General features: G+C 55.7%; 11 protein-coding genes and 1 pseudogene. 4 read left to right on the top strand and 8 right to left on the bottom strand.

The window, feature by feature from the left end:
* Position 1: 1 nt before the first annotated feature.
* From PSES9_RS25260 to PSES9_RS25255, 4 genes and pseudogenes are all read right to left on the bottom strand, one after another.
* Positions 2 to 1,408 carry an efflux RND transporter permease subunit gene (locus PSES9_RS25260; RefSeq protein WP_238530374.1) on the bottom strand — a complete coding sequence of 469 codons (1,407 nt, stop codon included), beginning with the start codon at positions 1,406 to 1,408 and terminating at the stop codon, positions 2 to 4.
* Between the two features lie 4 nt (positions 1,409 to 1,412).
* Positions 1,413 to 2,363: a WD40/YVTN/BNR-like repeat-containing protein gene (locus PSES9_RS0108610; protein ID WP_083840255.1), complete on the bottom strand. Its 951-nt coding sequence runs from the start codon at positions 2,361 to 2,363 to the stop codon at positions 1,413 to 1,415.
* The gene (locus PSES9_RS23225; protein WP_138943051.1) at positions 2,290 to 3,795 is read right to left on the bottom strand and encodes a DUF1329 domain-containing protein; all 1,506 of its coding nucleotides are present in this window, start codon (positions 3,793 to 3,795) and stop codon (positions 2,290 to 2,292) included. Before PSES9_RS23225 ends, PSES9_RS0108610 begins: the two co-directional genes overlap by 74 nt.
* A gap of 27 nt (positions 3,796 to 3,822) precedes the next feature.
* Positions 3,823 to 5,685: pseudogene (locus PSES9_RS25255) on the bottom strand (DUF1302 domain-containing protein).
* Positions 5,686 to 6,101: 416 nt separating this feature from the next.
* On the opposite strand from PSES9_RS25255, the gene PSES9_RS25510 reads away from it, so the two are divergent.
* Positions 6,102 to 6,470 carry an AraC family transcriptional regulator ligand-binding domain-containing protein gene (locus tag PSES9_RS25510; protein ID WP_010486011.1) on the top strand — a complete coding sequence of 123 codons (369 nt, stop codon included), beginning with the start codon at positions 6,102 to 6,104 and terminating at the stop codon, positions 6,468 to 6,470.
* The gene (locus PSES9_RS25505) at positions 6,436 to 7,149 is read left to right on the top strand and encodes a helix-turn-helix transcriptional regulator (protein ID WP_138943048.1); all 714 of its coding nucleotides are present in this window, start codon (positions 6,436 to 6,438) and stop codon (positions 7,147 to 7,149) included. Before PSES9_RS25510 ends, PSES9_RS25505 begins: the two co-directional genes overlap by 35 nt.
* A 147-nt stretch (positions 7,150 to 7,296) precedes the next feature.
* On the opposite strand, the gene PSES9_RS0108585 is transcribed toward PSES9_RS25505, so the two are convergent.
* Complete coding sequence (locus tag PSES9_RS0108585; RefSeq protein ID WP_010486007.1) at positions 7,297 to 8,067, bottom strand: glucose 1-dehydrogenase; 771 nt, start codon at positions 8,065 to 8,067, stop codon at positions 7,297 to 7,299.
* Between the two features lie 245 nt (positions 8,068 to 8,312).
* On the opposite strand from PSES9_RS0108585, the gene PSES9_RS0108575 reads away from it, so the two are divergent.
* Positions 8,313 to 9,395, top strand: coding sequence for a zinc-binding dehydrogenase (locus tag PSES9_RS0108575; RefSeq protein ID WP_010486006.1), 1,083 nt, complete (start codon positions 8,313 to 8,315; stop codon positions 9,393 to 9,395).
* A gap of 613 nt (positions 9,396 to 10,008) precedes the next feature.
* Positions 10,009 to 10,971 (top strand): class I SAM-dependent methyltransferase, encoded by a 963-nt coding sequence (locus PSES9_RS0108565; RefSeq protein ID WP_010486001.1) that lies wholly within the window; start codon positions 10,009 to 10,011, stop codon positions 10,969 to 10,971.
* A 33-nt stretch (positions 10,972 to 11,004) separates the two neighbouring features.
* Here PSES9_RS0108565 and PSES9_RS0108560 read toward each other — a convergent pair whose 3' ends face one another.
* The 3 genes from PSES9_RS0108560 to PSES9_RS0108550 all read right to left on the bottom strand — a co-directional run bounded on the left by PSES9_RS0108560 (position 11,005) and on the right by PSES9_RS0108550 (position 14,129).
* The gene (locus tag PSES9_RS0108560) at positions 11,005 to 12,102 is read right to left on the bottom strand and encodes a GGDEF domain-containing protein (RefSeq protein WP_010485999.1); all 1,098 of its coding nucleotides are present in this window, start codon (positions 12,100 to 12,102) and stop codon (positions 11,005 to 11,007) included.
* Positions 12,103 to 12,367: 265 nt separating this feature from the next.
* Positions 12,368 to 13,663, bottom strand: coding sequence for a TRAP transporter large permease (locus tag PSES9_RS0108555; RefSeq protein ID WP_010485997.1), 1,296 nt, complete (start codon positions 13,661 to 13,663; stop codon positions 12,368 to 12,370).
* Positions 13,653 to 14,129: a TRAP transporter small permease gene (locus PSES9_RS0108550; RefSeq protein WP_010485994.1), complete on the bottom strand. Its 477-nt coding sequence runs from the start codon at positions 14,127 to 14,129 to the stop codon at positions 13,653 to 13,655. The genes PSES9_RS0108555 and PSES9_RS0108550 overlap by 11 nt, the downstream gene beginning before the upstream one ends.
* Between the last annotated feature and the right edge of the window lie 48 nt (positions 14,130 to 14,177).

Here is a 14,177-nt window from a genome sequence, read left to right as displayed (position 1 = left end):
TTTAACGCGAATCAGGACGCAACTCAGGTACCCCGGCACCGAGATCACCGACATGCAGCTTGCGCGCTTCATTCAGGCCAAATACCAGCAAGCCGGCAGCAATCAATAACGCCACAGTTGCACCACGACGCGTCGCCAATACCCCAAGCTTTTCCCACAAACCTGCTCCCATGGTTTCCTTGCCGCGCAGGCGCTGGGCGTCATCAGCCGACAAGCGCATGAACGAAAGCAAAATCGGCAGCAGCATTTTGTTGGTTATGATCATCACCGAAACACCGAGGGTGGCGGTGGTTGCCAGCTCGCGAACCATTTCGATATCAACGACCGCAATCACCACAAAACCCAAGGCGTTCGCCAGCAAGGCAACCGCGCCCGGGATAAAGAGTTTCTGGAAGCAATTGCGCGATGCGGTGACACCGTCGGCACCATTCAGCGTTTCAAGCTTCCAGGCATTGGTCATCTGCACCGCATGGGAAACCCCGATCGAGAAGATCAGGAAGGGCACCAGGATCGACATCGGGTCAAGCGTAAGCCCAACCAAGGGCAGCAAGCCAAGCAGCCAAACCACCGGGACCACTGCGCAAATCAACGCCCAACTGGTCAGCATCATTGAGCCGGAGTACCAGAACAGCAGCACCGCCGTGATCAGGAATGCAACGATGAAAAATACCATGACGCCAGAAGCGCCTTCGGCGATATCACCAATCGACTTGGCAAAACCGATGATATGAATGCTGACATCGTCAGTCTGGTTTTCTTGGCGAATGGCCTCGAGCTTTTTGGCGACGGTTTGCAGATCGAGGCGCTTGCCCGTTTCCGGGTCGTTCTCCTGCAGGTTGGCCACCACCATTGCCGAAGACAGGTCATTGGAGACAATCCGCCCAACCCAGTCGGACTTGAGTGTGCGCTCACGCACCTGGGCGATTTGCTCTGGCCGTCCCGCGTAATCGGACTCAACCAGATTACCGCCAGTAAAACCGTCCTCGACAACCTCGGTATAACGCACGTTTGAGGTGAACAGCGAGGTGACTGAGCTGCGCTCAACGCCGTTGATGAAGAACACTTCATCCGAGACTTTGCGCAGGATGCTCATTGCCTCGGGCGTGAAGACTTCGCCCTTGTTTTTCTTCACCGCCACCAGCACTTTGTTCGCGCCACCGAAGTCCTTTTGATACTCCAGGAAGGTCTTCATGTATTCGTGGTGCAGCGGGATCATCTTGAAGAAGCCCGCCTCGATCTTCAGCTGGGTGGCGCTGTAGCCAAGACCAAGCGTGATCAAAACGAATAGCGCCAGCAACGGCTTGCGCTGGTGGAAAATCCAATAGGAAAGCTTGCCAACGATGCCGCGGGAAAAATCCTTGCGATTGAGTTCGTCGGCGCTCTTTACAGTCTCTTCATGCTTTTTCACGTAGTTACTCCTGGCGCCCGACATTGATGGTCATCACGCCACGGTCGCCAACCGCCACGACCTGACCCACGTTTAACTGCAGGGCCTTGGCCAGGCTTGCCTGGGTCGCAGCAAGACGCTGGAACTGCTGGCCCTGATCATCGCTGGCCATAAGCAAACCGCTATTTCCGAACAGCACAATGCGCCCGGACTTGAGTTGCAGCCCGCCATTGAAGGCCATGGTGGTAGCCGTTTCAGTCTTGCTCCAGGTGACGCCCATATCCGATGATCGCCAGACGTTGCCACGCATACCGAACAGCAAGAGGTCGCCCGATGCGGTCTGCAACGCGCCGAAGTAACTGCCCTGGTAAGGACTTTCCAGACGCTGCCATGTCATGCCCCGGTCAGCGGATATCCCCAGGGTTGCGCTTTCCCCAACCAGCAGCCAGCGACCATCCTGGAGGGCAATGACCTGTGAAATATGCCGATCGAAATCAGGATCGATAATGCTGACTCGTTGCCAGCTGGCACCTGCATCATCGGATACCAGGTAAAGCCCGAACGAGCCCCAGGTGACCATGCGTCCCTGGCCCATGGAGATGACGCCCAACAGCGCATCGCCATTGGTGTCGGCCTCAATCGACTTCCAGGATTGACCGCCATCCTCGGTGCGCAAGACAACCCCGCCGTGACCTACGGCCACACCTACTTCCGGGCTGTCAAAGGCGCCCCCGGTCAGGGTGCGGTTGCTCGGCGTGCGAATACTTTTCCAGGTCTTGGCGGAGTCGGCAGACAGCATGACCACGCCGCGCTCACCCACGGCTACAAGCTGCCTGCCGCTATCGACAATATTGAGCAGCAATACGCGACTGGGGTGGATCGGATAATCAAATGGAGCTTTCTCAGCCCAACTCAAGCCGCTGACCAAGGCCAGACAGAGCCCCGCCAGACATGACAAGTGGCGTAAAAACAACATAAAGGTAAACCTGTATAGCTAACGCACAGGCTTCCATGAAGGAAGCCTGTGCTGTGCCGGAAAGACGTAGAAGCTGTTTCTTGCCAAGGCGGCGCAGTGCGTCCGGCTGGAAGTCAACGTAACGACCCTTGATCCCGAATTTCCATGGTGTGGACTCTTCGTTAGCCAGGCCGGCCAAGTAGTAACCACCGTTGCTCAGGTCATGCCAGATGTTGGCGCGATACCAAGGCACCTGGGCATCGTAGAACTGGATCATCGGGTGAACGCCAACGCGCCACAGCGTGCCACGGGTGTCATATGCATCCGAAGCCACGACGGTCCAGGAGTCCTCGTCGAGGTACATGGTCCGCTTGCCGTAGACGTGCTTGGCATCTTTACGCAAGGTGCCTTCAACCACCCATACGCGGTGCAGCTCGTAGCGCATGTAGTCAGGGTTTGGCGTGCTCGGTGTAAGGATGTCCTTGTACTTGACGTCCTTGGAACCGAGCTTGTAGTCGTTGTATGGGATGTACATTTCTTTCTTGCCGACCAGCTTCCAGTCAAAGCGATCAGGCGCGCCGTTGTAACCGTCGAAATCATCAGTTACCCGCAAGCCTTCTGTACCGTCGTTGACGTTATCGTAGGCAAGGTCGGGAGCGCGACGAACGCGGCGCTGGCCGGTGTTGTAGATCCACGCGTTGCGCACTTCCTTGACCTGGTCGATAGGCTCGTGCACCAACTGCACCGTACCTGCCAGGGTCGCAGGCGAGAGAAAGCGTGCGGTGTAGTTAAGCAAGCGGTTGTCCGACTGCTTGTCCCTGTTGGCGTCAAATACGCGATTCTCTTTAATGCGCAGGTTGTAGTAGTCACCACTGCCACGCACCGGGAAAGAGCTGTAGCTACGTTCAAGACCCCCACCCAGATAACGAACGGTGTCTTTCCAGATAGCCTCTAGACCATTATTCGGGATCGGGAACGGCGTCGTCGAACCATTGAGGTTGGCCACGCCAAAGCCGTTAAGCTCTGCATTGACGGCTTCTTGCTTGACCTGGGCGGCAACATCAGCCGGTACCATGGCAGTACGGTGAGTGGTGTCTACCGGCATTTTGAAACTTGGGTACTTGGCCAGCAACGCCTGCATGCCAGGGGTCACTTTGTCCTTGTACTGGGCCAGGTTGGCCGCAGTAATGGTAAACAGCGGTTTCTCGTCAGCGAAGGGATCAACATAACCCTGGCTAGCGCTCCAACCTGCAGGTGGCTGAGCCATACCGCCAGTATAGGCAGGTATGGAACCGTCGGCGTTACCCGCCATTTCGCCACCCAGCGGGGTCAGGTCAGCCCCGAGGCGCGCGGCCTCATCAGCAGTAATTTTAGCCTGGGCCGTACCGCTCAGCGCGAGCAGTACAGCAACAGTGAGCCCACCCATTCGAGCAGAATTTATTTTATTTATCATTTACAGAACCTCTGGTTGTTCTATTTGTTAGAAGCTATAGCTGTAGCTCGCTGCATAGAAATCACGGTCGTGCAGCGGGTCGTACTGAGCGCTGTTATCGAAGCTGACATAGCTCAAATCGATTTTTTGCTGCTTGTTGTAATCCAGGCTCAGGCCAATCGAGGTGGTGAGTCGGCCTTCGTTGAATTGGCCGTCCATCGACACGCCGTCCACGTCCTGGCCGAGGAAAACAAAGGGCGATGCCGTAATGCTGGTGCCAAATACGTTGTTGTAATCCAGCTGTCCGCGCAGGCGATAACCCCAGGCGAAATCGGTTACGTAACCATCGTTCTTGCAACCTTGAGGACTGCTGTTGACCAAACCTGCAACCGGGTTCGAGCAGGTGCTGCCACCAGCAGGAATAGATGGGTCCGAGCCCAGGCCGTAGATAAAGCCACGGCCATAGCGACGATCACCCTCGCTTTGCGGCACGTTATTCCACTGGAAGCCGACCTCACCCACCACGGTCAGGTTTTGTGCGCCCAGCACGTTTGGATAGAGGTTGACACCGTTGATTTGGAACTGGGTCTTTTCATAACGATCCCAGCCTTCGGTCATCGATGCGCCCTCGAGTATTACGGTCTGCTGCAACTCCGCCAGAGGGCCTACACCGCCAATGGCACCGTTAAGCAAGTCAGCACCATTAAGCTGCACAGGCTGTTTTGGCGATTAGCTCAGCTCGCTGCCGATAGACCAGCCACCAATTGCGGTGGTGAAGCTTGCGCCAAACAAACGAATATCTTCTGGATACTCCCAGGCAGGCCCCGGGGTCTGGCCCGTTGCACCAACCACCACTGATTGCGCACCATCAAACTGCTTTGGCGAACCTGGATTACCGTTACGCACGCTCAAGTATGGAGTGCGCGAGTGGTAGTTCATGTAGTAAAGGCCGCCTTCCCCACCCAGGGCATCCACCGGAATACGGAAAGACAAGCCCCACTGGCCGCTGTCGCTCGGCTTTTCCCCCTTGTACTGAGGTACATAACGGCCACTATTTACGCGGTCTGCAGAAGTACCACCACCACCCAGCAAAGCACCCACATCGCAATCGCCAAATGACTGGCCGATGTTGCTTTCGGTCACCGACCAGTAATGGCCGCAGCCTTCAACCTCGGTGCTTTCATACTTGAGCTGGTAAAAGGCCTCCATCGAAATGCCTGCTGGCAAACCGATATTGAGGTAGCCCATCCAAACGGGGATCAGCGCTTCTTTAAGCTCGGTACCCGGGCGGCGAAGGGCTGGAACGTCGAGCGGGTTGATCTGGTTGATGCCTTGGATATAAAGGCTCTCACCCCAGTTAACGACCTGACGACCCAGGCGGGCCTGAACCGGAGTGTCATCAAAATAAAAGGTGTTGTAGACATAGGAGTCGAGCAGGTACAGGCCCTTGTATTTTTGCAGGTCGCTGTAGCCGTCATCGTCCAATGGCTTCTTTTGATAAACGTTGGAGATGTTGGCGTAATTCAAATCCTCATGATCAAGGGTGTAGTCGTACCAACCCTTAACACGGATAAAACCACCCAGGTCGCCATTGCGCATCGACAAGTCAGTCACGAACTTGCCAATGGTTGAGAAGCGATCACCCTTGTCGTAGTTGAGGTTGCCAGCGTCGACTGTGCCACTGGTACCGCCGGACTTACCGACAGAGGCACCGTTGAATGAGTTATACAGGGCGCTGTCCTGGTCTTCGGCCCGCCACTGCGAACCAATGGTAAGCGTGGTGTTCCATTGCCCTTCCCAGCCGTTTTCAGTCTGGAAGGAAATGGCATTTGCAGAGCCAGCGCTGACACAGGCGACCGCGATGGATAGTGGTTTTAGCAAGGCACAGAAATTCGATTTATTGTTATGCATTGGCGACCTCCGGGTGCGCTCTTGCCCTCGGCACTTACTGCGCGCCTAGGATGAGCATTTTTGTTGTGGTCGACATTATGCTTATCAGCCTGCTGAACCTTTTGTCTTTTAATGACACCTTTTTGCCATTAGCTGTCAGCTTTAGCCTGAAATACCCAATACCCGATAAAGCGCGCAGATCTTCTCCCGGCAAACTCCAATTAGAACCAGCGGGTCGATTCCTGACCACCAAGGACGCTTAAATCAGAGCTGCATCATCCCTTCTGAGCGAGCCAACCTGGCTTCATAAACCAATCAGCAATCCCTAGAGGAATATGGGGTTTACCAGCAGGTAGCCTGGAGAGTTCTTAGAAAGAGTGGCGTTAAACAGCAGCAAGGCTCATAGTCTTTGGCATTGATCCACAGCTATTTGCCCTATGACTGCACTTATAAGAATTACATCGCTCACTGGTTTCCCAGAACTTGTTCGCGAGCTGGGTGGCAACCCCGACAAAATGCTCAAGCGCTTAAATATCGAGCCGCAATTGCTCGAGAGCATTTCCGCTGTCATTTCTTATCGTTCAATGATCAACTTGCTGGAATATTCAGCAGAACAACTAAACTGTGCTGACTTTGGCCTCCAGCTTGCCGAGCGACAAAGCATGATGATTCTTGGCCCACTGGCGGTTATTGCCCAGAACTCATCAACCGTGGGCGGGGCCCTGCAAGAAATAGCCAAGTTCATGCATATCTACACCCCTGGCATTTTTCTTGAACTCGACACCAAGACAGAGCATTTTTCTTGAACTCGACACCAAGACAGCCCCGGCACGCCCGCAGCTACTTATAGACGTTCACCTGCCAGGCCTGAAGCGTCTACGACAAATAACCGAGCTTTCCCTCGGTGTCGCCCATAAAACCCTGCAAATGCTGTACGGCAGTGGTTTTAAAGCCGAGTCAATCATGATGCGCACCACCTCAACCTTTCCGCCAATACGTTATCAGCGCTTCTTTGGCACACACGTCTATTTCGGTCAGGCGAGTAATGCATTGGTTATGCGAGCCGAGCATGTGAGCAAGGTTATTGACCAATACAACCAGGAGCTGCATGACACCCTGATCGATTATGTCAGCACCATCAGTGACACCAATCCGCTGGATATCTGCAACCAGGTCGAGCAACTGATACTGCGCCTATTGCCGACCCAGCGCTGCAGCCTGCCCTTGATTGCCGAACGACTGGGCATGCGCGAACGTTCACTGCAACGCCGGCTGGCAGAGCGCGATGTGTTATTCGAAGAACTGGTTGATCGAACTCGTATGGAGCTGGCTGACCGCTACCTGGTGGAAGCCAAAATGCCCATGGCGCAAGTGGCGGGCCTGCTCGGCTATGCCGAGCAAAGTTCGTTTAATCGCGCCTGCCGGCGCTGGCATGCGATCTCGCCCAAGGAGCGGCGCAAGCAACTGCAGGAGACACAACTATGACAAGGGCTACCTTTTTCATCGTGGCAACCGCTGAAAAAGGTAGCAGGCAAAGAAAGGACAAGGCGCAACGATCAAGGGAAGTAGCAACCCAAAGGCTGCGATAAGTTTTTTAACGCAGTCATATCGCCTGCCTGTTCCCCGGGGGCCTTAGTGGCAAGCGTAGCCACCATCGACAACCATTTCCGTACCTGTGACATAGACAGAATCATCACTGGCAAGAAACACCACCGCACCGGCCACTTCGTCAGGCTTTCCAAGACGCTTGAATGGGATCTCTTGCATTAACCGCGCATGGAACTCCCGCCCGGCTTCTTCGCCGATGGCCTGGGTGGCATCTGCCACCAATGGCGTTTCAATGTAGCCAGGGTGCAAGCTGTTGACGCGGATGGGGTAGCCCTTGGCCGCGCAATGCAAAGCAACCGACTTGGACAGGAAACGCACCCCAGCTTTAGAGGTGCTGTAGGAGAGCGCCGCGGGTTCGCCGCAGATTGCCGTAATTGATGACATGTTGATGATTGAGCCGCCATTGTCTTTCATCAATGGCAATGACTGCTTGCAGCCAATAAATACACTGCGCAGGTTCACATCCATGGTGCGATCAAAGTCGCTCAGGGTGCATTCTTCGATGCTGCCAGGGATGACCATGCCCGCGTTATTGACCAGTACATCGAGACGCCGTTCTTTGTCGTGAATCACACCCAACACGCGCGACCAGTCTTCTTCACTGGTGACGTCATGCCTGTCGAAAATCACATCCAGGCCCTGCTCACGCAACTCCACTTCGGCGCGCTTGCCAGCCTCGGCATTGATATCGGTGAAATAAACCTTGGCACCTTCGGCTGCAAGACGGCGAGTAAAAGCCAGGCCCATACCCGAGGCTGCTCCGGTCACCAGAACGATCTTATTTTGTAAACGCATTTGCGACTCCTCACATGCCTCCCGGGGATTAAGGAAGGCAAATTTTTAATCGAACTGCATGGTTGCGCCTGGCAATGCATTTTCGCTGTGCATTTCACGCCCAGTATTTGACATATTGCGCCAGCCTGAAATATCACCATAGCTGACGTCAAATGCCAAAAATCAGGTGCCTAATGACAATTATAGACCCGTTCTTCAGCCCAATATCCGCAGGTAATTGCAGCCGAACCCCATAAGGAACTGCCATGAAAGCCGCAGTAGTTATAGATAAAAAGCTCAGGATCGAGGATGTTGCCGAGCCAATCCCCAAGGCCCACGAGTTGCTTGTCAGCTCATTGGTCTGCGGCATTTGCGGCACGGATTTGCATTGCGTTCATAATGCCAGGGAAATGAGTGACTCCAGCCTGCGCGCCTTGGGCAAGGCCATTGTTGATCCCAGCAGGCCAATTTCCCTGGGCCATGAGTTTTGTGCGGAGGTTCTTGAACCGCTCAAGGGCGACTCACGCTTTAAGAGCGGCGACCGGGTTGTTGCCTTGCCGTTTCTAGCGCGAGAGGACGGCATGGTCTTTATTGGTTCAGCCCCCACCGATATTCCGGGCGGCTTTGCACAACGCATGACCATCGACAGCCGTATGGCCTTTGCTGTCCCCAATGGCTTGAGCAGTGAAATGGCGGCTCTCACCGAACCCATGGCGGTAGCGCTTCATGCCGTTAACCAGGCCAAGATCACGCAGCGCGACGTCCCCCTTGTCGTCGGTTGCGGCCCTATCGGCCTGGCCATTATCGCCGTGCTGAAAATGCGTGGCATCGAACCCATTGTTGCGGCTGACTTCTCTGCCGGACGCCTGGCCCAGGCGAAAAGACTCGGCGCCGATGTGGTGGTTGATCCGCGCCAGCAGTCGCCGTACGAAGCCTGGGAGCAAGCCGCCAAGACCGATAATGCTGAGCTGTTCGGCGCCATATCGCCAATGCTCGGCGGAACAGGGCGTCGTCCTTCGGTGATTTTCGAATGTGTAGGCGTGCCTGGCATGATCCAGCAGGTCATGGCTGGGGCCGTGTATGGCGCACGCATCATGGTTGTCGGGTTGTGCATGCAGGCAGACCAGATTGAACCGGTGTTCCCAGTGATGAAAGAGTTGAACCTGGGCTTTGCCAGCTTCTATTCGGCCGAGGAGTTTGCCCAAACCCTGCACCATTTGGCCGAAGGTGAGCTCGATGCCAGTGCGATGATCACTGACGATGTGCCGCTCTCGCAAATCGCCGATGCTTTCGAGCAACTGGCCACGCCACAAGATCAAATCAAGGTCATGATTCGTCCGAACGCATAACGCTTACCGACCCTGCACGGATACAGGCTGCACCCGATGGTTTATCGCCACCTGTGCAGCCTGTAAGGGACTGTGAGTGAACTTTGACTCAGCATGCGTAGCCATCCAGACGCCGGGTAGGATTGTGAAGCAGCAAAGTTGAAATGGGGATGATGAGGCAGCTCACATCTGCAGCGCGATTGCGCCATGGCGACAAGCGGAAATCACCGCTTATGCTAAGTCGCCTGTGCTGCCTGGAGAGAAAGCGTTATCAGTGGCTGATGAAAACCTGGGCGATGCTAACGCTGGGGCTTACAGGTTTTTTAGCCTGGACATCTGTTTTTATGGCCCAGGCGCTACCCAGGAAAATACTCACAAGCGACAGTGCAATTAGATGATTGCGCATATGTTGAATCTCCCCTCGTAGGGATTTACTTGTTATTTGACCTGAATAATCGCACTCCCCTTTTCGGACTAATTGTCATTTCCTGTCAGCCAGTTGTCATTTAACGACAAGCCTAAGGCGCCTCGACAACCCATGGTTACAGGGCATCACAACTGCGCTTGAAATTTTCCAACCCGATCAGAGACTGGCCATTTAAAATGGCGGGCAACTTTGCAAACGTCGTGATTTATGAATCCTGCAGCCCTGAACACCCTCAGCATCCAGCTGACCGAAGCCCTCAACCATGTTCCTGCTGAAACACGCCGCCTGTTCCATGGTCGCGGTCGCCTCTGGGCGGGGCTTGAGCACGTCACCGCTGACTGGCTGCAAGGCGTGCTATTGGTGTCGCTGTTCCGCGAGCCCGAGGCAGGCGAGCTTACAGCCCTGAAACAGATGCTGATGCAACTGACCCAGTCGACGGCCTGGCAGGCCAGCCAGGCGCAGACGTTGCTGCTGCACCATCGCTACCTGCCGGACAGCAGCATGGAGGTGCTTCATGGCGAGATGGTTAATGAACGCGTGATCAGTGAAGACGGCCTGAACTACCTGCTCGACCTGGGCAAGAAACAAAACAACGGCTTGTTTCTCGACATGCGCCTGGGCCGCCAATGGGTACGCGAACATGCACAAGGCAAGCGGGTGTTGAATCTATTCGCCTACACCTGCGGCTTTTCCCTGGCGGCAATCGCGGGTGGCGCCGAGCATGTGGTCAACCTGGATATGGCGCGTGCTGCCTTGAGTCGTGGCCGCGACAATCACCGCCTTAACCAGCATGACATGAGCCGGGTAAGCTTCCTCGGACACGAGCTGTTCAAGTCCTGGGGCAAGGTCAGCAAGCTCGGCCCCTATGACTTGATCATTATCGATCCGCCGTCCTTCCAGAAAGGCAGCTTTGCCTTGAGCAAGGATTACCAGCGCATCATCCGCCGCCTGCCAACGCTGCTGACCGAGCAGGGCCTGGTGCTGGCCTGCGTCAACGACCCTGATGTCGGTCCGCAGTTCCTGATTGATGGCATGGCCAATGATGCACCGGGCTTGCGGTTCGAGCAGCGCCTGGCCAATCCGCCGGAATTTGCCGACATTGACCCAGACAGTGGTTTGAAGGCACTGGTATTTAGCCAATCGACAGCTACTGGGCAAACAGCTCAATAACCAGTTGCCAGGCAGGCTCTCAACCGACCAGGCTCAGGCGCTGGCACCACCTACCAGATCTGCCTTTACCCCAGCCTCATCCGCCGTCACCAGCTGGTTACGCCCCTGCTGCTTGCCGTAATACAGGCGTCGGTCTGCACAGCGATAGAGTTCGTCGACACTGCGCCCATCGCTTGGCCATTCAGCCACGCCAAAGGTTGCCGAGAGTTGAATCTGCTGCTTGCCGTAGAGCAAGGGCGAGCTGGCCAGTTGTTTGCGCAAGTCTTCGACCAGGGGCTTGGCACCTTTGAGATCGGTATTTCGCAGCAGCAGACCAAACTCTTCGCCCCCCAGCCGGCCCATGCTGTCAGTGGCGCGCAAACGCTTCAAGATTGACGAGCACAGGTGTTTGAGCGCCATGTCACCGGCCACGTGGCCCCACTGATCATTCACTTGCTTGAAATGGTCGACATCGAGGATCACCAGAACCACAGCCAGATTGCTGCGCTCGGCTTCCTGGATACTGCGTTCCAGCGCCTGCTGGAAGCAACCGCGACTGTCGACGCCGGTCAAGGCATCGGTCTGCGCCAGCCGCTCAAGCTGACGATAGGCTTGCGCACGCAGGGTCTCGTAGATGTGCACAAAGGCGATGGTCAACAGGCCGCAAAGGATAGCATTGCCTACATCGATCAAGCCTTCGGCATCCAAATCGTAGCGATGCTGCTGGAAGTACAAGAGCGTCGACACCACCATGAAGGGCACCGCGACCAGAAACCCCCGGGCCCGGCCAAGCAAGAGATAACTGAGCAATGGAATCATGTAGATCCATACGAATGCAGTCGCCGAGGCTTGCGGCATGACGATGATGTAGACCAGAAAACATGCGGTCGGCAGGACGTAGAGGTACACCCAGGGAGTCAGGTGCCGGGTATAGACAATCCGCCAGCCGCCCAACACCAGTAGCACCGAGGCGCAGAGTTCGAACAGGGCGAACAGGTGATTGCCGGAAAGGAACTGCAAGACCGCAAAGCCACTTAGCGTAATGCCAGTCGCGATCAAAATAATCCGCATCAATGTACGCTTGCTGGCGTCTTCGATACCCGAAGCGATTAGCTCGTCATTAATGCGGTGCTGGGGGCGCAACAGTGACATCCTATTATCCTGACCGCGTGGGTAACTTCTTATCCAGTTATAGCACTGCAATAGCACCATAGTGAACAATTGCCACTATACAAGCCCATGGCGTTGATAGCCCTCGCGCAGAGAAATTAATTAAGCAGAGGCTCCAATATCCATGGAGCCTCTCCCTGCATGCAGCCTAATTAAAGAGTATTGAGTGCATCTTGCAAGTAATCGCAGAGGCTTGAGCGGCCCCAGGCCTCGCGCTTCTCAGGGCTGAACGCGCGAGGCCTGGCCGTCAGACCGCATAGCCCAATACCCGCGGTAGCCAGAGTGCAATTTCCGGGAATACAGCGACCAGCACCAGCGCGCTGCCCATCACCAATACGAATAACAGTGCCCAACCCACGGTTTGTTCCAGGCGTATCTTGGCCACCTCAGCCGTCACCATGAGGTTGATCGCAACAGGTGGGGTGAACTGGCCGATAGCAATGTTCATGGCCAGCAGAATACCGAACCACACCGGGTTCCAGCCAAAATGCTGCATGACCGGAATCAGGATTGGCATCAGGATGAGGTAGATCGATATTGCATCAAGCAACATCCCCGCGAGCAATACCGCCACCATCACCAGTATCAGCAACACCGTGCTGTTGTCCGACAGCGAGATCAGCCATTCAGCCAAATGACGGAATGTACCGAGCATGGTTCCTGCCCAGGCGAATATACCGGCCAGGGCAATGATCAGCATCACTACGCCAGAGATCATCGCGGCTTCGCCGCATAGTTTCCACAGGCTGCGCCAGTCGAGATCACGGGTGATAAACAAGCCAATCGCCACGCCATAGGCAACGCCCACCACGGCGGCTTCGGTCGGCGTGAACAGCCCGCTGCGCAGGCCTCCCAGGATGATGACCGGAGCAAATAAGGCAGGCAGGGCCTGTTTAAAACTCATCCATACCGGGGGACGCTCCGCGCTATCCGGTGACTCCCAGCCGTAATGGCGCGACAGCAACCATGCGGGCAGCAGCAACACCAGACCCGCAATGATTCCAGGGAACAGGCCGGCAGCAAACAGCGCACGCAAGTCCACGCCCGGGACCACGATTGAATAGAGTATCAAGGCAATCGAAGGCGGAATTAGAATTGCAGTGGAGGCGGAGGCCGCAATCAGCGTTGCAGAAAAGGGTTTTGGGTATCCGGCCTTGGTCATGCTCGGCAACATCACCATGGCCACGGCCGCGGCATCGGCCGGACCGGAGCCGCTCATGCCGCCCATGATCAGGCAGACCAGGATCGCAACCAGCGCCAGGCCGCCATGACGTGGCCCGATGAGCGCCTGGGCAAAGCGCACCAGGCGCAGGGCCACACCGGCCTTTTCAAACACCAGGCCGGTGAGGATAAACAACGGGATCGCAATCAGCGGGTATTTGGCGACACCGTTATAGGTGTTGGTGCCCAGGGTCGCCAGCATGTCCGGAGAGAGCCCGGCCACTATGCCGATAGCGCCGGACAGGCCCAGGGCAAACGCAACAGGGACGCCAAGAACCAATAAGCCGATAAAGCTGACAATCAACCACAGGTCAGGGCTCATCGCTGAGTCTCCCGCGCAGTCGATCAAGGGTCATCTGGGTCAGTCGGAACAACATCAACAGGGCCAGCAATGGCAACCACACCACGTACCACCAGTTGGGCAAGCCCAAGCCTGGCGATTCAGAATCCCATTGGTATTCCTCAAGCGCGAATTGACCGCCATACCAGACAATCAAGCCCAGTACTGTCACCGCCGCCAGCCACTGCAACACAATCAAAGGTGTGCGCAGTGCCGGAAACATGCGTTCGAGCATGCCAATGCGAATATGCCGATTACGGCGCAATGCAGCTGACGCACCGGCGAAGGTCAGGATAACCAGCAAGAACACCGAAAACTCTTCAGTGAATGCAAAGGATGCATTGGTGAAATAGCGCACCACTACGTTAGCCAGGCTGATCAGGCTGATGATGACCAGCGCCAGCGTCGCCAGCGCACGCTCCAGGCGTGCGTCCGGTTGTTTATTCATATACACCTCAAAACACCCACAAGCCCCGGGCTTGCGGGTCACACAGGA

The sequence above is a fragment of the Pseudomonas sp. S9 genome (assembly GCF_000222125.1).
Taxonomy (GTDB): domain Bacteria; phylum Pseudomonadota; class Gammaproteobacteria; order Pseudomonadales; family Pseudomonadaceae; genus Aquipseudomonas; species Aquipseudomonas segetis.
The sequence above is the reverse complement of the archived record's forward strand: the minus strand, read 5'-3'. Positions and strand labels throughout refer to the sequence as shown.